The following is a 19,052-nucleotide window of genomic DNA, read 5'->3' as shown; positions in this document are numbered from 1 at the left end:
TTGGATGTGGACATACAATCATGAAAGACCGAACATGGGCTTAGGTGGAATTACACCAAAGCAAAAACTAGCACTTGCAGTACCAGCTTCTACTTTTAGCTTAAGTTAAAAATGGGGGGATTACCGTAAGGCTGCGGAGATAGATCTTCCTTATTTCGGCAAGGTGTTTTTTGGGGCTGGCATTCTATTTTTCCCGATTTCATACTTTTTTGGCGATATCCTGACCGAGGTCTATGGCTATGCCTACGACCGACGTGCTGTATGGGCCGGCTTTGCGGCACTTGCCTTTGCTGCGATCATGGCTCAGATTGTGATTGCCTTGCCGGTAGCCCCTGGGTCTTATATGGCAAATTACCAGCAGGGCTTGGAAACTGTATTTGGAAACTCCTGGCGTATTGCGCTGGCCTCCATGGTTGCTTTCTGGAGCGGTAGTTTTGTAAACGGCTATACGCTTGCCAAAATGAAGATATTGACCCGCGGGCGATTCCTATGGATGCGGACAATTGGGTCAACTGCCACTGGAGAGTTGGTCGACTCTTCTCTGTTCTATATGCTCGCTTTTTACGGTCTCTAGCCCCTAAATGAGGTCCTTGCTGTAGCTGTTTCTCAATACCTCCTTAAAACGGCCTGGGAGGTTCTGGCTACCCCTTTAACCTACTGGGTGGTGGGATTCCTGAAGCGCAAGGAAAATCAAGACCACTACGATATTCATACTAATTTCACGCCATTTAAGCTGAAAGTCTAATTTACGGCTTTTTTAGGCGCTAGCCGTTAAAATAACGGTCTTTGATGCAAAACCTGCATCCGCACCCTCGAATTTACCTATCAGAAAGTAAGAACACATCCGTGCTGTCCGCATCTAATATCACCATGCAGTTTGGGGCAAAACCCCTGTTTGAAAACATCTCCGTTAAATTTGGCGGCGGTAATCGCTATGGCTTGATTGGTGCCAATGGTTGCGGTAAATCCACTTTCATGAAGATCTTGGGTGGCGAACTTGAGCCCAGCAGCGGTAATGTGAGCTTAGACCCAGGCATTCGTTTAGGTAAGTTGCGCCAAGATCAATTCGCTTACGAAGATCAGCGTGTACTAGATGTCGTAATGATGGGTCATGAAGAAATGTGGAAAGCGGCTGCTGAGCGCGATGCTATCTACGCGAATCCAGATGCCACTGATGAAGATTACATGAAGGCTGCAGAGCTCGAGGGCAGTTATGCCGAGTACGGCGGTTACACAGCAGAAGCTAAAGCGGGTGAGTTGTTATTGGGAATTGGTATTCCAATTGAGCAACACAATGGCCCCATGAGTAATGTGGCCCCTGGTTGGAAATTGCGCGTACTCTTGGCGCAAGCCTTGTTCTCTGATCCAGATGTGTTGCTATTAGATGAGCCAACCAATAACTTGGATATTCATTCGATTCACTGGCTTGAAGATATTCTGAATGAAATTAAAAGCACGATCGTGATCATTTCTCATGATCGCCACTTCTTAAATGAAGTGTGTACACATATGGCCGATATGGACTTCGGAACTCTGAAGGTCTATCCCGGTAACTATGACTCCTATATGTTGGCTTCTGTCCAGGCCCGCGCTCAACAGTTAAGCTCGAACGATAAGGCCAAGGAAAAGATTGCTGAACTACAGGCTTTCGTAAGTCGCTTCTCTGCCAATGCTTCTAAGGCACGTCAAGCAACGTCACGCCAGAGGCAGTTAGAGAAAATTGAAATCACCGAAATCAAGCCGTCCTCCCGTCAGAATCCATTTATTCGTTTTGATTCTGAGAAGAAGCTCCATAACATGGCGGTTGAGTGCAATGCACTCTCGAAAGCGTACGACCGTCCTATTTTCAAAAACTTCAAGATCGCTATTCGTGCTGGTGAAAAGATTGCAATTATTGGTCAAAATGGTGCCGGCAAAACAACTCTGCTGAAAACGATTCTGAGTAAGCGCTTTAGTGGTCTTGCAGCCGATAGCGGTGATGTGAAGTGGGCAGAAAATGCCAACGTCGGCGTAATGCCTCAAGATAATACTGAGCTGTTCGCTAAAGATGAAATCCTGATGGATTGGATGAATGAATGGCGTAACACGGGTGATGACGATCAAGTGATTCGCGGCACTCTAGGTCGTCTTTTATTCTCTGGTGACGATATCGGTAAATCCGTTAAAGTACTTTCCGGTGGAGAAAAGGGTCGCATGATCTGGGGTAAGTTGATGCTTCAAAAGCATAACGTACTTGCTATGGATGAGCCAACCAACCATATGGATATGGAATCGATCGAGAGTTTACAAATTGCTCTTGAGAAATACGAAGGCACTCTGATTTTTGTTTCTCACGATCGTGAATTTGTTTCTTCATTAGCAAATCGCATCTTAGAAGTGAAGATGGATGGAACGATTTCTGACTACTCTGGAACTTACGAAGAGTACTTAAGAAGCCAAGCTTTAGCTGGTTAATTACTTTCTTTGGCTTGACGTTGGAAGCGCATTGCTGTGCCATCGGCCCGAATGCGTTTCCACACTGAATCTTTTTCTTCCTGACTGAAAAATACCCAGTTACTGACCTCATTTAAGGTGCGACCACAGCCTTGGCAGATTTCATCGTAAAGGGTGGTGCATACGCCAATGCAGGGTGAATCAGAGGCATCGTCGCCAACCGCTAAGGAATTGGCTCCGCCTTGTTCTGATTTGTTGCTTGTAGAAGTCATGACCGTACTTTAGTCGATTTCAGTGGAATGTGTTGCTCAAGCTCATCTACATACGCAACCATGCCTTCGTGCTCACGATCCAAAAAGCGCTTCACTGCAGCAGAAAAACCAGGGTCTGCTATCCAGTGAGCCGACTGAATGGTGGTTGGTAAAAAGCCCCTAGCCATCTTATGCTCACCTTGGGCGCCCCCCTCAAATGTCTGAATACCTTCCTTGATGCAATATTCAATAGACTGGTAATAGGCCAACTCAAAATGTAGGCAGGGAATGTGTTCAATAGCACCCCAATAGCGCCCGTATGCTGTTGATGTCAGTCTGTCGACTACAAGGAGCGAAGACGCTATTGGCATTTCGTTTTGACTTGCAATAATCAGATGAAAATTTTCTGGCATTACTTGCCCCAATAATTGAAAACAGTCTTCCGTTAAGTATGGGCTTGAATGATGCTCTCTATAGGTGTTCTCATAGCAGCGATAAAAGAATGACCAGTCGGCCGAACTTGCCTCGGCTCCGGCAATGTGGCGATAGGTCATTTGATTGCTAGCTACTTCAGCGCGCTCTCTGCGGATATTTTTTCTGCGCTTCATGGTCAAGTCAGAAATAAATTGCTCAAAATCCTGATACCTCTGGTTATGCCAATGAAACTGTACCGAGTCACGCAACATGAAACCCTGTTTTTTTAACTCGAGTAACTCACCATCTTCTGGAAATAGTACATGGGCGGATGAAAGATCATTTTGGCTGACGAGTGCTTTTAGGCCTGAAACCAAGATCTCCTGAGTAGCTAGTTTGTCGGCTTTGCTGGACACCAGCAACCTTGGCCCACGAACAGGGGTGAAAGGGATGGCGGATAGGGCCTTTGGGTAATAAGGCAGATTATTTTGCTCATACGCTTGAGCCCATGCCCAATCAAAGACAAACTCACCATAAGAATGTTGCTTGGGGTAGAGAGGCATTGCACCAATGAGCTCTGAATTTGAATTCTCAACGAGCAGATGGGTAACTTGCCAACCGGTATTGCCGCCAACACATCTTGTTTTTTCTAGCGCATTCAGAAACTCATGCTTCAGAAATGGGCCCGCATCTGGAGATAATAAGGCGTTCCAATTACTTTCATCAATCTCTGAAATACTCTGAATAACTCGGAGTTGGCAAGAGGCTGGATTCAATGGAGTAAAAAATCAGTCTTGAATAAGTTCAATCTTGTAACCATCGGGGTCGGTAACAAAGGCAATAACGGTAGCACCGCCCATGACTGGACCGGCTTCGCGAGTGACATTGCCACCAGCAGTCTTTATTTTCTCGCAAGCAGCATAGGCATCGGGAACGCTAATTGCAATATGGCCATAGGCATCGCCCATTTGATAGCTCTCCACCCCATGGTTATATGTCAATTCAATTTCTGATTGACCATCTTGATTGCCTCGACCAAAGCCAACGAATGCAAGAGAGTATTTTTGCTCTGGACGTTCGGTAGTGCGAAGCAAATTCATACCCAGTATTTTGGTATAGAAATCAATAGAGCGAGTCATATTGCCGACTCGGAGCATGGTGTGAAGGATCATCATACGTTCCAATATAAAGCTAATTTTGCATTCTCGTTGGACAAGAAAAAACCCAGGGTATTGGCCTGGGTTTGAGGTGGAGCGTAATCAGGCTTATTGAATCTTGGCCTTAGCACGCAACTTTTGCATCATTTCAGAGAACTTGGCTTTCTGCCAATTTTGATCGGCAGTGATCATCTGCTTGAGTTGGTCTTTGATTTCTTCCATGCTCGGCGCTTTGACATCGCGCACATCATCCAATTTGATAATGTGCCAACCATATTGAGTCTTTACTGGCTTATCAGTGATCTGACCTTTTTTCAGTTGCACCATGGCTTTTGAAAACTCTGGAACGAGCGCTTTATCGCTAACCCAACCAAGATCTCCACCATTGGGTGCAGAGCCAGGATCTTTAGACTTTTCTTTGGCGATTTGCTCGAAGTTGCCGCCGGCTTTAATTTGAGCGGTAATCGCTTTGGCATCTGCCTCTTTTTCTACCAAAATATGCTGAACGTGATATTCCTTGCCGGTGTACTGCGCCTTCACTTGTTCATAGGCTGCCTTTAACTCTGATTCAGCAACACCTTCTTTTTCTACATAGTCTTCAAAGACGGCGGCAATCAAAATACCCATTTTGGATTGCTCGAGTTGCTCGCGGACCGACTCTTTCTGTGTAATGCCGCGATTATTCGCCTCTTGCAAAATCAGTTCGCGAGTCACTAGCATTTCCCTGGCTTGATCTCGTACTTGAGGATTGTCTGGTTGATTCGATTTTTGAACCAATTTATCCAACTGTGCTTTAGGGATGGGCTTGCCATTCACAATCGCTGCATTTTGTGCGCAGACAGCTGAAGAGAGAAGGGCGGCGCTAAAAGCGCTAATAGTCAAAATTTGGCGTGTATTGAACATGATGAAGATGTATTAAGTTGGAATAAAAGGCGATATTAAAGCAAGGCGGGCTTAATTGGTGCTTTCACTAGGGGCGAATGCCAAGATAGTAAGGGCGTGGATTTCAGCGGGGAAATGCTGATTTAAGGCTGCATAGATCGCTCTGTGTCGAGCCACCTTGCCCATTCCCTCGAATTCTGGGGCTACGATCGTTAGCTTGAAATGTCCGCCGCCACTAGCAGCGCCTGCATGTCCTGCATGAAGATGGCTTTCATCCTCAATATTCAATTGTTCCACCTTGAATGCTGACCTCAAATCAGCATGAAACAGGGCCATGCGTTCTTGGTTGAGGCTCATTCTTCTGGATGCTCCATATGACGGCTTAACCAAACGCCTTGAAGGATCACAAAAACCACCAATAAGCCTGTGCTACCAAATAACTTGAAGTTCACCCAAGTTTCTTCTGAGTATTCAAAGGCAATATAGAGGTTTAGCGCCCCCATAAAAAAGAAGAAGGCTGCCCAAGCCATATTGACTTGATGCCAAACAGACTTTGCACTATGTTCTTTTAGGGTGATCTGTTTGCCCATCAAAACCTGAATCCAGTTCTTCTGAAAAAATTGCGCACTAACGAATAGAGCGCCTGAGAACAGCCAATACAGTGCCGTTGGCTTGAGTTGAATGAATGTTTTATCGTGCAAGAAAATGGTCAAACTTCCGAAAACAAGAATCATCACCAAGCTCACCCATTGCATGGCATCAATCTTGCGATGGCGGTAATACACCCACAGAATTTGTCCGATGGTAGCAACCATGGCAACGATGGTAGCCGTGTAAATATCAGCAAACTTAAAGGCGATGAAAAAAAGAATGATGGGGAAGAGGTCGAATAGAAATTTCATAGGGTGATTATCCAGCTATTTGTAGATTACTCAGCTTTGCTAGATGTAGCGTTCTCAGAAGGTTCGAAATTGAGGGATGCCGAGTTGATGCAGTAGCGTAGACCGGTGGGCTGTGGCCCATCATCAAAAACGTGCCCTAAATGGGCGTCACACTTGGAGCAACGCACTTCTGTGCGAATCATGCCATGCGATACATCACGGATTTCAGTGATTGCCTGATCGTTTTCTGCTGCGTTGTAACTTGGCCACCCACAACCGGCATCAAACTTGGTAGACGATTGAAATAGAGGGGTTCCACAACAAACGCAGCTATAACGCCCATCCCCCCAGTGATCCCAGTACTCACCGGAAAACGGTCTTTCAGTGGCAGCCTCTCGAGTCACTCGGTATTGAATGTCGCTTAATGCCTGTTTGTATTCTGGATCGGTTTTTTTAGTCATAGTGATATCTGTATTGATTTATGAGGAGCAACTGACTTCAATCTTCAGCATGCTTAGTGGTGGTGGCTCTGAGTAAGCCTCAAGGTTTTCTTGTTCGTCAAAAGGATTGCTTAGTATCTTGAGTAAGGTCGCCACCTCAGAAAAGTCATCTTGCTGCGCTTTTTCAATTGCGACTTGTGCTAAGTGGTTTCTGAGAATGTATTTTGGATTAATGCGATCCATTAGCTCTTTTCTAGACTCATCACTAATGATCTCTGACTGAAGCCTATTGAGGTAATCAGCAAACCATTGGTCAATATTCTCTCGATCAATAAAATCATTCCTTTGCAATATACCTGCTGGCAAAGTATCTTTTTTAATCTTACTAAGACTGCGAAAAAAGTTTGTGTAATCGATCTTTGAGTCATGCATTGCTTGTAAGAGGCGTTCAATCAGCTGAATGTCGCTCTCCTGCGGTAATTGAAGACCTAATTTAGAGCGAAATAGTTGCTGCCATTCTCTGGCATAGACTAGTGGAAATTCTTCTAGGGCTGTGCGTAAGAGATCTTGGGATACTTCACTCGAGTGATCTAATTCCAGCAGGGGGAGCATGGCACTGGCGAGGCAGGCCATATTCCAATGCATGACTTGTGGCTGGCGGTGATAGGCGTAGCGGCCCCCTTGATCACTGTGGTTGCAAATATGATCAATCTCAAAGTGATCTAAAAATCCAAACGGTCCGTAGTCAATCGTCAGTCCTAAAGCGCTGATGTTATCGCTATTGAGAACACCATGACAAAATCCAACCGATTGCCATTGAGCAACTAATTTAGCGTTGCGATTGGTAATCGCCTTGAATAAAGATAAATAGGGGTCTTTATCGGTGTTGCACTCTGGATAAAAATGGGCAATCATGAGGTCTGCCAATTCTTTTAAGCGCGTAGTATTTTTAAGCGCAGCAAAATGTTCAAAATGGCCGATCCGAATAAAGCTCGGGGCAATGCGAGAGCATACTGCCGCTGTTTCCATAGTTTCACGCCGAACGGCTTGTTTTGAGCCAATCACTGCCAGGGCACGGCTAGTGGGTATACCTAAAGCATGCATTGCCTCGCTACACAGAAACTCACGGATCGATGATCGCAAGACTGCTCTGCCATCACCCATTCTGGAGTAATGCGTTTTGCCTGCGCCTTTTAATTGGAGTTCTAGGTCATTCATGTCACCTAGGAGAATGGCGCGTCCATCACCCAGTTGACCAGCCCAGACCCCAAATTGGTGCCCGCTATAAGCCGTAGAAATCGGCTGAGTAAACTCAAGCTGATCTATGTGTACTTGATTGCCCGCCAATACTGCTAGCCAGTCAGGATTGCTTGGTAATCCATCGGGCCCAACTTGAAGATTGATTAATTGGGCCACGGCAGGTGAAAACGCGACCCAATAAGGATCGGGTATGGGTGTGGGTAAGGTGGGCTGGCATACATCATTGCCACGGAGAGGGAAAGGCATGTTTTGTATTCTAGGGGTAATTCACATCTGTCGCAGAAGCCTCTAAAATGACCTTATGACAAATAAAGTACAACTGAATGCGGCGACTCAGCTTGCCAATCTGGGCGAAGAACTGAATGTTCCTTTTTTAAAGCTTCTCGGGGTCCGTTGCATTAGTGCGGAAATGGGTAAAGGTGAAATCCTTTTGGCCTTAAAGCCGGAACATACCAATACTTGGGATGTAGCCCATGGTGGCGTGTTGCTCACTCTGATGGATGTAGCCATGGCTGTTGCTGCTCGGTCCGGAGATCCTGGTGATCGTAGCGTGGTCACCATCGAGATGAAGAATAATTTTATGCAAGCGGCTAATGGCATCTTGCGGGTGAAGGCGGATACTGTTCGTCGGACTGCCACAATGGCTTTCTGTGAAGCCAAGCTCTACAACGATCAAGGTGAAATCTGTTGCATGGCGACAGGCACATTCCAATTTCTAAAGCGCCTAGCAACTAAGAATGCGAATGGTGAGCGCGTCGTTAATGAAGACTTGCGTCAGCGGTAAGAGCAAAAATTAGACGGCAAGGTTGGAGCCTGGGGCGGCGCTAAGTGCTCCGGTGACAACGTCATGGCCTACTGTGCCATTGGCATCAAAGCGTCTTTCCACCATCTCGAACTGCCCATCTTTGCGAACACGCAAAATGGTGCTAGATCGTGTGCCATAGGCGGGGGTTTTGATGAATGCTGCAGATAGTGCTTTTTCCCAATCCTTGTTGATACCGGTATTAGGTAACTCTTGCGGGCTAGCCTCATGTGTATCTGCCAACAAACGTAAATAGTGGTCTGAGTTCTTGAGTAGACCGCTATCCATTGCTAATGTTTGAGCAAAAGCTGCAACCCGGTGATTCACTTTAGGCCACGGGGTATCGAGCATTGCGTTCGATAAGCCATATACGCCGGGGCTTAAGGCTTGCTCAGGGAACACTTTTCTTGGGCGGATATTCTGCCCCATCATGAGGCGATTGCTAACCCAATGCATTTCTGCATTTTCTGGATCACTCAGGTCTGCCATGAGGAGGTTAAAACCGTTGTATTGCTCAAACCGTTTGGCATTTTCTTGAATATACGCATGGGGCTTATGTTGGCCCATGAGATAGCGCAAACTTAGTTCACCACGCGTTCTCGCATCAGGATTCTTTTCGCTGGGTGCTCTGACATTGGTAAGCGCAGCAAAGCGACCAGTTTTTGTAAAACCTAGCCAAGTTCCTGGGCTACCTAGTACATCCGCTCTATCTTTGCCGGCCAATACATGGGGGTATTCAGGCCACCATCCCATGGGCTCAGTATCACGCTCATAGAATTCATCTCGATTCGCAGCAACTACCAATGGATAGTCTGGATGTGATTTCCAGGCGAAGAGAATTAGGCACATAAAAAATGAATTGCGAAATAGTCGAGTTAAATTTCTAACAATGGGTAGGGTAGTAAATCTATTTTTAACACAGGGCCATCGCTCTTGCCTAGATGAATTTCTCCAGCCTCTAGGGCATCGAGTTTGCACTCCGCCTGAAAGTCGAGGCGATCAGGATGGCATGGGTTGGGTGCTGCAAGTACCAACATGCCACAGGGCTGAGAAGCATCACTTTCACTAAATAACTCTATGCCAGGTTTAGCCATGCCTACAGCAGATGGGTTTACTGCGGTATGTGCCAGCTGAAGTCTTCTCTTCACGGCGCCACGATATTGGCTGCGGGCAACAATCTCTTGGCCCGGATAACAACCTTTTTTGAAATCCACTCCTGCAACGGATTCAAAGTTAATCATCTGCGGAACAAACTGTTCTTGCGTGGCCAAAACAATGCGAGGGATCGCACTCAAGACTTCCAAAGAGTTCCATTGGGCTAGCGCAGCCTCATCCGCCATGGATTCTTTCATTTCTTTTCTCTTTTGAGCAATCAGCACACGCTTAAATGATTTGTCGCCATTCAAGACATCAGGCATCCGCAATGCGAGTGAGTCTTTGGGCATAGCTAAGGTGCCTTGCTCTTGATTAGTCTCGTAGGTGCCAAAAACTTCCCAATCATTTGAGGCATCCACCACTTTCACCTTGGAGCGCAATACATACATCGATAGTCGTTTCGCTATGCTCTGGGCAATATCTTTAGAGATAAACAGAGCGAATCGATCATCCGCCTCGGGCGACTCTAGAAATAAGCCAAGCCACGCGCTAGCCAAAAGACGGCCTTTGGGGCTGCAATAGCCGACGAGGCGAACTGCGTCAAAACCCTGTGCGATCTCTCCAGAAATGGTGCGCCTCATACTCAATACAGAATTACTCAGCTGATTTTGGAGGAGGGTAGCGGCATCTGGACCTTCAACCATGATCAAACCCCAATCAGATAGAGGGGTAAATCCATAGTTCAGGCTGGTATTGGGCATGGTGGTGTTTTTGGGGCTAATGGTCATGAGCTTTTATCATAGCTCGATGAGCAGAAAATTTCAGAGAAGAAGTCTCTTTTTAAGACAAACAAATGGTCCATCTTGGCGATCTTACGCGCTGTATCTACTGGCTTTTCTTGCCTTTCTCTATGGCGCCATCTTTTTATGGCCCGTTGTACCTGCTATAAGCAATATTGCAGAAAGTGGCGCCTATAAAGTAAAGATAGCTCCCCAATCTGGCTTGAGCGCAATTTCTCAACAGCTAGCAGAGCAGGGCGTCTCATCAAATACTGTGACCTTTCAGCTTGCTGCAAGAGCACTTTTTGTCGGCTCAAAATTGAAGCCGGGAACCTATTTATTGCCGACCCGAGCGAGCCTAGGTAATATCTTGCTCCAAATTGCCCGTGGCGACCGCGTTCGGGAGAGTGTGGCGATTATTCCCGGGATAACTATCTGGCAGCTAAGGGCATTAATTGATGCTCACCCAGCCTTAATTCATCAGACCAAGGGAATGAGCTCCAAAGAACTATTACAAGCCTTGAGCCTTTCATATCCAGGTGACGAAGGTCTGTTCTTCCCAGATACCTATATTTTTGACCCAGATGACTCTGATCTCTCAATCTACAGACGTGCATCTCAAGCAATGCAAAAGCAGTTAACTACGGCTTGGGGGCAAAGAGATGGATCAAGTCCTCTGAAAACGCCTTATGAACTCCTCATTCTGGCTTCAATAGTCGAGAAAGAGACGGGGCGTTCAAGCGATCGATCTTTAGTCGCTGCGGTATTTGTTAACCGCCTGAACTTGAAAATGCCACTACAGACAGATCCAACGGTAATTTATGGCATTGGCCCAAAATTTGATGGAAATCTCCGAAAAGCAGACCTTCGTAAAGACAGTCCCTACAATACTTATATGCACAAAGGTTTGCCGCCAACCCCGATAGCAATGCCCAGCAAGGAGTCACTCCTGGCGGTTGTTCATCCAGCAAAAAGTGATGCTGTTTATTTTGTGGCGCGTGGCGATGGCAGCAGTCATTTTTCAAAAACTTTAAAAGAGCATGAAAACGCCGTTGATCAGTTTCAACGTAAACGTAGTGCTTCATCTAAAACGAATTCACCGCAATAGTTATGACAACTCAATTCCCTGGATTTTTCATTAGCTTTGAAGGCATTGATGGTGCTGGCAAGAGCACGCACATCGAATCGTTTGCCAAGCTGATGAAGGAACGCTACCCAAGTCGCGAAGTCGTTATGACTAGGGAGCCTGGCGGCACTCAATTAGGCGAACAATTACGCGCCTTATTGCTTGACGCCCCCATGAATCTAGAAACAGAGGCATTGTTAATGTTTGCTGCGCGTCGCGAACACATTGCGCAAGTGATAGAGCCAGCGTTGATAGCTGGCAAGATTGTCATCTCTGACCGCTTTACAGATGCCAGCTTTGCCTATCAAGGTGGTGGCCGTGGTTTGAACTTAGAAAAATTAAATGATTTGGAAAAATGGGTTCAAGGACGTGCGGACGGTTCATTGTTGCAGCCCAATCTCACTTTTTTATTTGATTTGCCTGGCGCAATCGCTGAGGCTAGAAGATCCAAAGTACGTGCCCCAGATAAGTTTGAGCAGATGGATTTGGACTTCTTTGAAAAGGTTCGTCAGGAATATTTGCGTAGAGCGAAGGCGGACCCTAAACGCTTTCATCTAGTGGATGCTACCCAAACCCCAGAAGTGATCTGGAGTGAGCTCAAGTCTTTGGAGATCAAGCTCTAAATGGGTGATCTGATGTTTCCGGGTGGGTCTGTAAAGAAAATAGCCCCATGGCTAGAGTCCATTTGGGATGGTATTAACTTATCCGAATTTCCTAGTGCCGTATTGATTCACGGCCAATCAGGTATTGGTAAATTTGAATTCTCAATTGAGCTGGCCAAAGCACTTTTGTGCGAGGCTTCACCAGCAGCTAAACCCTGCAATCAATGTGAAGCCTGCCGCTGGTTTGATTCTGGAAATCATCCAGACTTTATAGCGCTCGTACCAGAAACACATCGCAAACTCTTACCTCATGGCGATTTTGATACGGACGCCGAAGCACCTAAAAAATCGAAGGCTAGTCAGGCTGATAGCGATGGCGATGCTCCGGAAAAAAAAGAAAAGAAAAGCATTTCTATTGAAGATGCCCGTAGCGCAATCGAAGGACTTTCTATTGGCTCGCATCGTGGTGGCAATCGGGTGATTTTGGTATATCCACTGGAGATGCTGAGAGCGGATTCAGCAAATACTTTGCTCAAGTCTCTTGAAGAGCCGCCAAAGAATACGATTTTTATTTTGCTGGCTGATCGCCTTGACCGTGTATTACCAACCATTCGTTCACGTTGCCGTTTGCTATCAGCGCCAAGACCTGATCGATCTACTGGATTGGAGTGGTTACACCTTCAATTAAGCAATATACCCAGCTTAAAATTGAATGAAGCGGATGTGGAATCCATTTATGACGAGCAGGGCGGGGCGCCCTACGCAGTTTTTGACTCGTTAATAGCTCGCCACAATAAAGATGAAAAAGATGAGCTCACAATTGCCATCCAAGCCTCGAGATATTTATTGCAAGCGATGTCACAGGGTGCTCGAATTAATTGGCTGGATGCTGCGGATAAGGCGCAAAAAGCGCGCTATTCAGTTTTATTGGCTACCATGCAACGTTGGGTCTCCGACCTGCAAAGTTGTGCGCAAATGGGCAATCCTCGGTATTACCCAAAACATGAGGCTGCTATCAAGACCCTTGCCAAGCAAGCGCGCCTACCTAAGCTACTGCGTTTCTGGAAGTCCCTGATACAAGCCCGTCGCCATGAAAATCATCCCTTGGCCACCCGCATTCAATTGGAAGCCTTGCTTTCCCAATACCAGCAGGTATTTGAAGACTAAAATGGCTAGTCATGTTTATAGACTCCCATTGCCACCTCGATTTCCCTGAATTCCAATCCCGCTTACCAGAGGTGTTGGCCAATATGGCTGCCTGCAAGGTTAGTCACGCTCTTTGCGTATCGGTAGATATTCCGGATTTTCCAAAGGTTCGCAAATTAGCTGAAGACCACGCCCACTTGTTTGCTTCAGTTGGCGTACATCCAGATTACGAAGATACGCCAGAGCCTAGCTTTGAATTTCTGGTTGAGGAAGCTAAACACCCCAAGGTGATCGCCATCGGCGAAACAGGCCTTGATTACTACCGCATGGGTGATCGCAGTTATGAGTCTATGGAGTGGCAAAGAGAGCGGTTTAGGACCCATATTCGGGCATCTATCGTGTCTAAAAAGCCCTTGATCATTCATACCCGCTCAGCTTCTGAAGACACCCTCAGAATCCTCAAGGAAGAGGGCGCTGATCGCATTGGCGGGGTTATGCACTGTTTTACAGAAACCACTGAAGTAGCCAAGGCTGCGATGGAGATGGGCTTTTATATCTCGTTTTCGGGCATTGTGACCTTTAAGAGCGCTAAAAACCTTCAGGAAACGTGCAGGCAGGTGCCTTTAGACAGAATGCTGATCGAAACCGATTCTCCTTATTTGGCACCGATTCCATATCGCGGCAAAACGAATGAGCCTGCCTGGGTATCTAAGGTTGGTGAATTTGTAGCTAACCTGAAGGGTGTCCCTGTTGACAAGCTAGCTGAACAGACATCTACTAATTTTTTCCAATGTTTTCAAGTAAATAGACAATTCTCATGAGAAATTCATTTAAATTCATTCACAGCCTAAATGCTGCCTTATTGTGCATTTCTAGCGCAGCTTTTGCCCAGACGGCCGATCAAATTTCCGATTTCACTAAAGCAGCTAAGTTTGATGACGTTTCAGAGGTTCAAGCCTTAATTAAGGCTGGAGTTAGTCCAAATACATTGGACCCAAAAGGCAACCCCATGCTGATCGTCGCTATTCGAGATAAATCCCTCAAGGTTGCTGATTTGCTGCTTGCCAATAAGGCTATTGATGTCAATTTAAGTAATAAAAGTGGTGAAAACCCACTCATGATGGCCTCCATTGAAGGTGAGTTGTCGCTGGTTGAGACCTTGGTGCTCAAAAATAAGGCTGACGTCAATAAGACTGGCTGGACACCATTGCATTACGCCTGCACAACTGGAAAGCTGAGCGTAGCTGAGTTCTTGGTCGCTAAAGGCGCCAAAGTAAATGCATTAAGCCAAAGCGAAACAACGCCTTTAATGATGGCAGTCAGTTCTGGCAACGATCAACTGATTAAGTTTTTGCTGGATAACGGCGCAGATATGCGTATGCGTAACCATGAAGGTTATTCAGCGATTGATGTTGCTGAATTATTCAGTAAGGATGATATTCGTGAGGGCCTAATGTCACGCTGGCAGAAGCTCTATAAACAGCCATATCCAGGTGGCCCAAGGAAGTTTCCTTCATAACTGACATATCCGCTAAATGCGTATAATCATTAATACTCGCACTTCATGCGATGTTCTTAAGATCTACATCTAGATAAAGAAAAAACTAGAACTGACTAAATGTCGGTTCTTGATTCTAAAGCCTCTCAAAAACTAACAAAGAAGCACCAAAAGCAGGTCTTACTTGCTATAGATGACGCTATCCAATTCTTTGGAAAGCAAGCGGCCCTTGCTCGTCGTCTAAAAATCAGCTCTGCAGCCATATCTGCCTGGAAGAGCCTCAAGAACCCCGTCCCCGTAACAACAGCAAAAACCATAGAAAAGCTCAGCAATGGGCTAATTAAAAAGGAGCGTTTTCGCCCCTTGGATTGGCACGTCCATTGGCCTGCGGAGCCGATCTTGAGCAACAAGCACAAACCAACCACTTTACTTATCAACCAAACCACCCCAGAGGAGGGAAAAAAGCATGAACATGCAAACACTACTAGTAAGCATAAATAAAGGCGGCGTAGGCAAGTCGACCATAGCCGGACAACTTGCCCGCTATGCCGGCACATTAGGCCTTCGCGTGTTGATGATCGATTTAGATGATCAGGGTAACTTTAGTCAGGGACTTATTAGGACAAATGTGAACGTATTGAAAAATACGATTACGCAAGTCCTAAAAGGTGATCTGCCAGAATTTAACGGCACATTTGATCTGCTGCCGGCCGATGGCAAGGTGACCGCGGAGCTAGTTGAGCGGGCAAGATTAAAGACGGATCAAGATGGCGTGGCCATCGAGATTGCAACACTTGCACACCAAAACTTTTCAAAGTTTTTGGACTCAGCAAAAAACCACTACGACATTTGCATTATTGATGGGCCTCCAGCTCTGGATACACGCGTCACCATGGCGCTTGCATTGGCAAGTCATGTGATCTGCCCAATTCAATTAAGCCAAGAATCTATTGAGGGAATGGCCTCTACGCTTAACGCATCTAGAGGAATTTTGCGCATCAAGGGAACCACCAACCCAAAGTTAGATTTCTTAGGCTTTTTGCCTAATATGGTTGAGTCAACCCCAAAACAAAAGACAGCATTGGCGGACTTATCTGAGTCACTGGGAAAGCACTTCTTGCGAGATAACGACGGCAAGTTGATGGTTATTCCTAAGCGTGAATGTATTAGGCAGGCTCAAGGCTTGGGCGTGTCCCTTGCCAGCATGACCTCCACCAACAATGGTGCCCGTGAAACATGGTGGAAATTACGCAATGTCTTTGATGTAGTTTTGGACAGAATGGGTTATTCAGCGCTCCTGGAGGATTTAAAAGAAAAGCAGGATCTTGAGCAACAAGCAGCAAAGCAAAAAGCAAAGCTGGCAAAACTTTATGGACCTGATAGCCAGGTTGAGACCGATGACATAGCAGTCATTGAGCAAACTAAAGCTCAAGAATTGACAGGAGACGAATAATGAATGCTGTCAATAAAAAGCCAATGTTTGATCTATCAGCATTTGATACGCCAGCGATTGCTGATAACCAAGTGGCTGTTGTTTTATCAATTCCTGTAGGCGAGATTTGCGAAGACAAGGATCAACCGAGAACTGAATTCGACCAAGAGCAGCTGGAAAGCCTTGCTGGAGATATTCGGATTAGAGGGGTGCAACAGCCCATATCTGTTCGCCCCGCTAACAATGGCTTCTACACAATCATTCAGGGTGCTCGACGCTATCGCGCTAGCGTTTTGGCGGGCAAAGAAACGGTTCCCGCAATTGTTCAATCAGATGAAATCTTGTTTGATGACTATTCACAAGTGGCTGAGAATACTAAGCGCGCAAACCTATCTCCAATTGATATAGCTCGCTTTATCCAGAAGAGAAAAGATAGGGGTGAGACTAATGTTGAGATTGCGAAGAAGCTTGATGAAAATAAGAAGTACATAACTTATCACCTAGCAATTTTGGAAGCCCCATCTGAAATTCTTGATGCCGTGATGGAGAAGAGAATTCGTGGTGTTCAATCAATTTACAACCTAAATCTTTTGTATCAGAAGTCTGCGGATGTGGCTTTGGACTTGTTGAGGGCCAATGAAAGCATCACCAATCAAATGATTAATGATGCCAGTAAATCATTGGGAGCTGTATCAAAATCTTTGGCAACCGAAGACGAGTCAACTCCGGAAAACTCTCCCGCTGAATTCGTCGATAAGTCTGTTGATGAAATTAGCACCAAAGACCAAATTTTGGAGACATCTCGCAAGCATATTCTTCCTGAAATTCCATCTGAAAATAATGATGAACTCGATGAAGATAATGAGCCTCAAGCAGAAACTAAAGATCACACAACTGTTAAGCCTCTTCCCATCAAAACGAAAGAGGAAGTTGTGATCAACAAGAGTCTTTCAGTAGATGTTGCAGGAGTTATACACAACATCAAACTGCAATTATCAAAAAACCCTTCCGCTGTAGCGTTGAGCCGAATTGAGGCTTTAGTTCTAACTAACTATTTTGGCGACTAAATGAGCTCAACCGTGAATCAATTTCAAATTATTGGCTATCTGGGTAATGCTCCAGCGCTTAAAAATATGCCAGATGGTGAGCAGGTTGCCATCTTGCAAATTGCTACGCAAAGCCGCTGGAAAGGTTTGGATGGCTCCTTAAACGAAAAAATAGATTGGCACACAATTTATGCCTATCGTCGTCTGGCCACTACCTCAGCCGATTTCTTAAAAAAAGGAATGCTCTTAAGAGTTGCGGGCAGCATTGAAAACTGGCCAACACCAAGCAATCCTGGCAGCAGCCGCACTTACCTTAAGGCTAAGGAGATTAAGCATTTAACAAGTAATTTCCCGGTTCCTAAAGGCGAGGCAATCAAGATCGAGCCACCCGCAATTAGTGATTCGGAAATATTTGAGGCTGCAAAGTTAGAGTCTGTGAAGAAGGGGGTATCGAGATGAATGTCGCTTTCACTACGATGCAGCCATCTTGGAGTCATCAAAATTGGGCGCTCAAAGCGTCTCTAAATACAACCAATAAGGCTGATAGGAGGGTGGCTGTAGGTGAGGAAAAGGGGGTGTTAGCGCACTCCCTAAATCCGATCTATATGCAGGATCGGAAAATTGATAATTCAGTGTTAGCTAAAACCCACGTTAGAAATATGGTGTGGACGAATATGTATGCAAACACTATAAAAAGCGGGAAAAAGAGGGTGTTAGCGCACCCTCTTAACCCTAGCCTGCTGGAGACACACCGCCTTGATAGGAGGGTAGTAGCTAATAAATTAGTGCTACCGCTTCAACGGTATGCCTGCCTTTCGGTTGTTTTTATTGTAACTCTGAATAAATACAGTAGCAACTCAGTCCGATGGCACCTTGGCCAATCGGACTTTAACCGGACTGCCCTCTTACCAGAAGGACATTTGATTCTCTTGGTAACGGTACGGCCCGCCCGTCGTGGGTTTGAAATGCAGGCATTAGTTAGCGCTGGGTCTGACATTACTGCGATGGGAGATAGGCCTGTAATGCGCTACACCCCCGCAATTACAGGAACCGGGTTGATCGATGTTGGTCAGCCTTTAGTAGGTCAGAAGCGTCCTTCTGGGCATCACTCAGAAGGAGCCACTCAGGCTAGGGGTGGGTTTACTCACAAACATCAAATTACAAATTGGCGCTTTAGGAGTGTTGCGAGCAGCAGGCTTGCAATTGCCGCGCCACCAATCGACCCACCTACCAGCAAGGTGCCAAATTGGTCATGCACGATGACATATCGCGTCGCCAAGTTGTGCCAACCAAATGGCTTCTCTGATACCCAATATGGAATATTGGAAAGTAATAGAGAAACAAGGCTAATGATTGTTGAGAGGGTTGCAAACAAAGCCCCAGTTTTTACTGGGCTATCGGCAAGCATATATAGCGCATCGGCAAACCGTATCTCGGCAATTAGTTGGGTATACACCAATACGGTATATAAAACGCCAAACCCGCTTACGGCCGATAGCCAAAGCCAGAGTACGAAAAAGTTGTCCACGATCAGATCTCCTATCAAGGTTAAGTTGGTTGAAATTAACCACCGGTCCCGTATTGCGGTTCCTGCCGCACGGAAAGAAGTGGTTAAGCAATTCTACCCAGGGGATCTGATCACCCCATTTTTTGGAAGCTCTAGCCAAATTCCAAAAGTACTGTCCATGGTGGACTCCCTGAGAGGTGATTTGATGGAAACATGGCAATCAACCCCATTTAATGCAGCGTCAACTGCGAATGGGGCTTGCCATGGCAATAGCTTTGCACGGGGGTCCGCCACCTTTTTT

Annotated in this window: 22 protein-coding genes and 1 pseudogene; 12 read left to right on the top strand and 11 right to left on the bottom strand. The window is 46.0% G+C overall.

All coding sequences use genetic code 11. From position 1 onward, the window contains the following. Window positions 1-127 precede the first annotated feature (127 nt). Together ICN12_RS08175 and ICN12_RS08170 are read left to right on the top strand one after the other, a co-directional pair. Window positions 128-745 (top strand): annotated as a pseudogene (locus ICN12_RS08175) (queuosine precursor transporter); the annotation flags it as partial. A gap of 101 nt (window positions 746-846) precedes the next feature. Further along, window positions 847-2,454 carry an ABC-F family ATPase gene (locus ICN12_RS08170; protein WP_216272015.1) on the top strand — a complete coding sequence of 536 codons (1,608 nt, stop codon included), beginning with the start codon at window positions 847-849 and terminating at the stop codon, window positions 2,452-2,454. Here the strand turns inward: ICN12_RS08170 and ICN12_RS08165 are convergent. The 8 genes from ICN12_RS08165 to ICN12_RS08130 form a co-directional block, all read right to left on the bottom strand. After that, on the bottom strand, window positions 2,451-2,705 hold the full coding sequence (locus ICN12_RS08165; protein WP_216272014.1) for a DUF1289 domain-containing protein: 255 nt from the start codon (window positions 2,703-2,705) through the stop codon (window positions 2,451-2,453). The genes ICN12_RS08170 and ICN12_RS08165 overlap by 4 nt on opposite strands. After that, window positions 2,702-3,874, bottom strand: coding sequence for a GNAT family N-acetyltransferase (locus tag ICN12_RS08160; protein WP_216272013.1), 1,173 nt, complete (start codon window positions 3,872-3,874; stop codon window positions 2,702-2,704). Before ICN12_RS08160 ends, ICN12_RS08165 begins: the two co-directional genes overlap by 4 nt. 12 nt (window positions 3,875-3,886) lie before the next feature. Further along, the gene (gene gloA, locus ICN12_RS08155) at window positions 3,887-4,273 is read right to left on the bottom strand and encodes a lactoylglutathione lyase (RefSeq protein ID WP_216272012.1); all 387 of its coding nucleotides are present in this window, start codon (window positions 4,271-4,273) and stop codon (window positions 3,887-3,889) included. Window positions 4,274-4,363: 90 nt separating this feature from the next. Next, complete coding sequence (locus ICN12_RS08150; RefSeq protein ID WP_216272011.1) at window positions 4,364-5,158, bottom strand: peptidylprolyl isomerase; 795 nt, start codon at window positions 5,156-5,158, stop codon at window positions 4,364-4,366. Between the two features lie 51 nt (window positions 5,159-5,209). Then, entirely contained in the window at window positions 5,210-5,494 is a 285-nt protein-coding gene (locus ICN12_RS08145; protein WP_216272010.1) for a BolA family protein, read from the bottom strand. Further along, window positions 5,491-6,039 carry a septation protein A gene (locus ICN12_RS08140; protein WP_216272009.1) on the bottom strand — a complete coding sequence of 183 codons (549 nt, stop codon included), beginning with the start codon at window positions 6,037-6,039 and terminating at the stop codon, window positions 5,491-5,493. The genes ICN12_RS08145 and ICN12_RS08140 overlap by 4 nt, the downstream gene beginning before the upstream one ends. A gap of 26 nt (window positions 6,040-6,065) precedes the next feature. After that, complete coding sequence (gene msrB, locus ICN12_RS08135) at window positions 6,066-6,479, bottom strand: peptide-methionine (R)-S-oxide reductase MsrB (RefSeq protein ID WP_216272008.1); 414 nt, start codon at window positions 6,477-6,479, stop codon at window positions 6,066-6,068. A gap of 18 nt (window positions 6,480-6,497) precedes the next feature. Next, entirely contained in the window at window positions 6,498-7,964 is a 1,467-nt protein-coding gene (locus tag ICN12_RS08130; protein ID WP_216272007.1) for a protein adenylyltransferase SelO, read from the bottom strand. A 55-nt stretch (window positions 7,965-8,019) separates the two neighbouring features. Here ICN12_RS08130 and ICN12_RS08125 point away from each other — a divergent pair, with 55 nt between their 5' ends. After that, a complete protein-coding gene (locus ICN12_RS08125) occupies window positions 8,020-8,502 on the top strand; it encodes a PaaI family thioesterase (RefSeq protein WP_216272006.1) in 483 nt (160 codons plus the stop codon). A 9-nt stretch (window positions 8,503-8,511) separates the two neighbouring features. Here ICN12_RS08125 and ICN12_RS08120 read toward each other — a convergent pair whose 3' ends face one another. Then, a complete protein-coding gene (locus ICN12_RS08120; RefSeq protein WP_216272005.1) occupies window positions 8,512-9,369 on the bottom strand; it encodes an NRDE family protein in 858 nt (285 codons plus the stop codon). 26 nt (window positions 9,370-9,395) lie between these two features. After that, window positions 9,396-10,403 carry a CAF17-like 4Fe-4S cluster assembly/insertion protein YgfZ gene (gene ygfZ, locus ICN12_RS08115; RefSeq protein WP_216272004.1) on the bottom strand — a complete coding sequence of 336 codons (1,008 nt, stop codon included), beginning with the start codon at window positions 10,401-10,403 and terminating at the stop codon, window positions 9,396-9,398. A 19-nt stretch (window positions 10,404-10,422) separates the two neighbouring features. On the opposite strand from ygfZ, the gene mltG reads away from it, so the two are divergent. The 9 genes from mltG (at window position 10,423) to ICN12_RS08070 (ending at window position 17,703) form a co-directional block, all read left to right on the top strand. Further along, window positions 10,423-11,502 carry an endolytic transglycosylase MltG gene (gene mltG / locus ICN12_RS08110; protein WP_216272003.1) on the top strand — a complete coding sequence of 360 codons (1,080 nt, stop codon included), beginning with the start codon at window positions 10,423-10,425 and terminating at the stop codon, window positions 11,500-11,502. A gap of 2 nt (window positions 11,503-11,504) precedes the next feature. Further along, window positions 11,505-12,143 (top strand): dTMP kinase, encoded by a 639-nt coding sequence (gene tmk, locus ICN12_RS08105; protein WP_216272002.1) that lies wholly within the window; start codon window positions 11,505-11,507, stop codon window positions 12,141-12,143. Further along, window positions 12,144-13,289: a DNA polymerase III delta subunit-related protein gene (locus ICN12_RS08100; RefSeq protein ID WP_255537759.1), complete on the top strand. Its 1,146-nt coding sequence runs from the start codon at window positions 12,144-12,146 to the stop codon at window positions 13,287-13,289. It begins immediately after the preceding gene. Between the two features lie 11 nt (window positions 13,290-13,300). After that, window positions 13,301-14,089, top strand: a complete 789-nt coding sequence (locus ICN12_RS08095) for a TatD family hydrolase (RefSeq protein WP_216272001.1) — start codon at window positions 13,301-13,303, stop codon at window positions 14,087-14,089. Beyond that, complete coding sequence (locus tag ICN12_RS08090; RefSeq protein ID WP_216272000.1) at window positions 14,086-14,787, top strand: ankyrin repeat domain-containing protein; 702 nt, start codon at window positions 14,086-14,088, stop codon at window positions 14,785-14,787. The genes ICN12_RS08095 and ICN12_RS08090 overlap by 4 nt, the downstream gene beginning before the upstream one ends. A 99-nt stretch (window positions 14,788-14,886) precedes the next feature. Further along, window positions 14,887-15,267 (top strand): transcriptional regulator, encoded by a 381-nt coding sequence (locus tag ICN12_RS08085; RefSeq protein WP_216271999.1) that lies wholly within the window; start codon window positions 14,887-14,889, stop codon window positions 15,265-15,267. Next, window positions 15,233-16,219 (top strand): ParA family protein, encoded by a 987-nt coding sequence (locus tag ICN12_RS08080; RefSeq protein ID WP_216271998.1) that lies wholly within the window; start codon window positions 15,233-15,235, stop codon window positions 16,217-16,219. Before ICN12_RS08085 ends, ICN12_RS08080 begins: the two co-directional genes overlap by 35 nt. After that, on the top strand, window positions 16,219-17,265 hold the full coding sequence (locus ICN12_RS08075) for a ParB/RepB/Spo0J family partition protein (RefSeq protein WP_216271997.1): 1,047 nt from the start codon (window positions 16,219-16,221) through the stop codon (window positions 17,263-17,265). The genes ICN12_RS08080 and ICN12_RS08075 overlap by 1 nt, the downstream gene beginning before the upstream one ends. Next, window positions 17,266-17,703, top strand: a complete 438-nt coding sequence (locus tag ICN12_RS08070) for a single-stranded DNA-binding protein (protein WP_216271996.1) — start codon at window positions 17,266-17,268, stop codon at window positions 17,701-17,703. It abuts the gene before it with no gap. A gap of 694 nt (window positions 17,704-18,397) precedes the next feature. On the opposite strand, the gene ICN12_RS08065 is transcribed toward ICN12_RS08070, so the two are convergent. Next, window positions 18,398-18,772, bottom strand: coding sequence for a hypothetical protein (locus ICN12_RS08065; protein WP_216271995.1), 375 nt, complete (start codon window positions 18,770-18,772; stop codon window positions 18,398-18,400). Between the last annotated feature and the right edge of the window lie 280 nt (window positions 18,773-19,052).

Source organism: Polynucleobacter sp. AM-25C3, from assembly GCF_018882335.1.
In the GTDB taxonomy this organism is placed as follows: Bacteria; Pseudomonadota; Gammaproteobacteria; order Burkholderiales; family Burkholderiaceae; genus Polynucleobacter.
Note: the sequence above shows the minus strand (reverse complement) of the source record. Positions and strands in the feature narration are given on the sequence as shown.

Excerpts from the sequence above, each read along its gene's own strand:
- ICN12_RS08165 (WP_216272014.1), bottom strand. The coding sequence starts at position 2,705 with ATGACTTCTACAAGCAACAAATCAGAACAAGGCGGAGCCAATTCCTTA.
- gloA (WP_216272012.1), bottom strand. The coding sequence starts at position 4,273 with ATGATGATCCTTCACACCATGCTCCGAGTCGGCAATATGACTCGCTCT.
- ICN12_RS08150 (WP_216272011.1), bottom strand. The coding sequence starts at position 5,158 with ATGTTCAATACACGCCAAATTTTGACTATTAGCGCTTTTAGCGCCGCC.
- ICN12_RS08145 (WP_216272010.1), bottom strand. The coding sequence starts at position 5,494 with ATGAGCCTCAACCAAGAACGCATGGCCCTGTTTCATGCTGATTTGAGG.
- ICN12_RS08140 (WP_216272009.1), bottom strand. The coding sequence starts at position 6,039 with ATGAAATTTCTATTCGACCTCTTCCCCATCATTCTTTTTTTCATCGCC.
- msrB (WP_216272008.1), bottom strand. The coding sequence starts at position 6,479 with ATGACTAAAAAAACCGATCCAGAATACAAACAGGCATTAAGCGACATT.
- ICN12_RS08130 (WP_216272007.1), bottom strand. The coding sequence starts at position 7,964 with ATGCCTTTCCCTCTCCGTGGCAATGATGTATGCCAGCCCACCTTACCC.
- ICN12_RS08125 (WP_216272006.1), top strand. The coding sequence starts at position 8,020 with ATGACAAATAAAGTACAACTGAATGCGGCGACTCAGCTTGCCAATCTG.
- ICN12_RS08120 (WP_216272005.1), bottom strand. The coding sequence starts at position 9,369 with ATGTGCCTAATTCTCTTCGCCTGGAAATCACATCCAGACTATCCATTG.
- ygfZ (WP_216272004.1), bottom strand. The coding sequence starts at position 10,403 with ATGACCATTAGCCCCAAAAACACCACCATGCCCAATACCAGCCTGAAC.
- mltG (WP_216272003.1), top strand. The coding sequence starts at position 10,423 with ATGAGCAGAAAATTTCAGAGAAGAAGTCTCTTTTTAAGACAAACAAAT.
- tmk (WP_216272002.1), top strand. The coding sequence starts at position 11,505 with ATGACAACTCAATTCCCTGGATTTTTCATTAGCTTTGAAGGCATTGAT.
- ICN12_RS08100 (WP_255537759.1), top strand. The coding sequence starts at position 12,144 with ATGGGTGATCTGATGTTTCCGGGTGGGTCTGTAAAGAAAATAGCCCCA.
- ICN12_RS08095 (WP_216272001.1), top strand. The coding sequence starts at position 13,301 with ATGTTTATAGACTCCCATTGCCACCTCGATTTCCCTGAATTCCAATCC.
- ICN12_RS08090 (WP_216272000.1), top strand. The coding sequence starts at position 14,086 with ATGAGAAATTCATTTAAATTCATTCACAGCCTAAATGCTGCCTTATTG.
- ICN12_RS08085 (WP_216271999.1), top strand. The coding sequence starts at position 14,887 with ATGTCGGTTCTTGATTCTAAAGCCTCTCAAAAACTAACAAAGAAGCAC.
- ICN12_RS08080 (WP_216271998.1), top strand. The coding sequence starts at position 15,233 with ATGAACATGCAAACACTACTAGTAAGCATAAATAAAGGCGGCGTAGGC.
- ICN12_RS08075 (WP_216271997.1), top strand. The coding sequence starts at position 16,219 with ATGAATGCTGTCAATAAAAAGCCAATGTTTGATCTATCAGCATTTGAT.
- ICN12_RS08070 (WP_216271996.1), top strand. The coding sequence starts at position 17,266 with ATGAGCTCAACCGTGAATCAATTTCAAATTATTGGCTATCTGGGTAAT.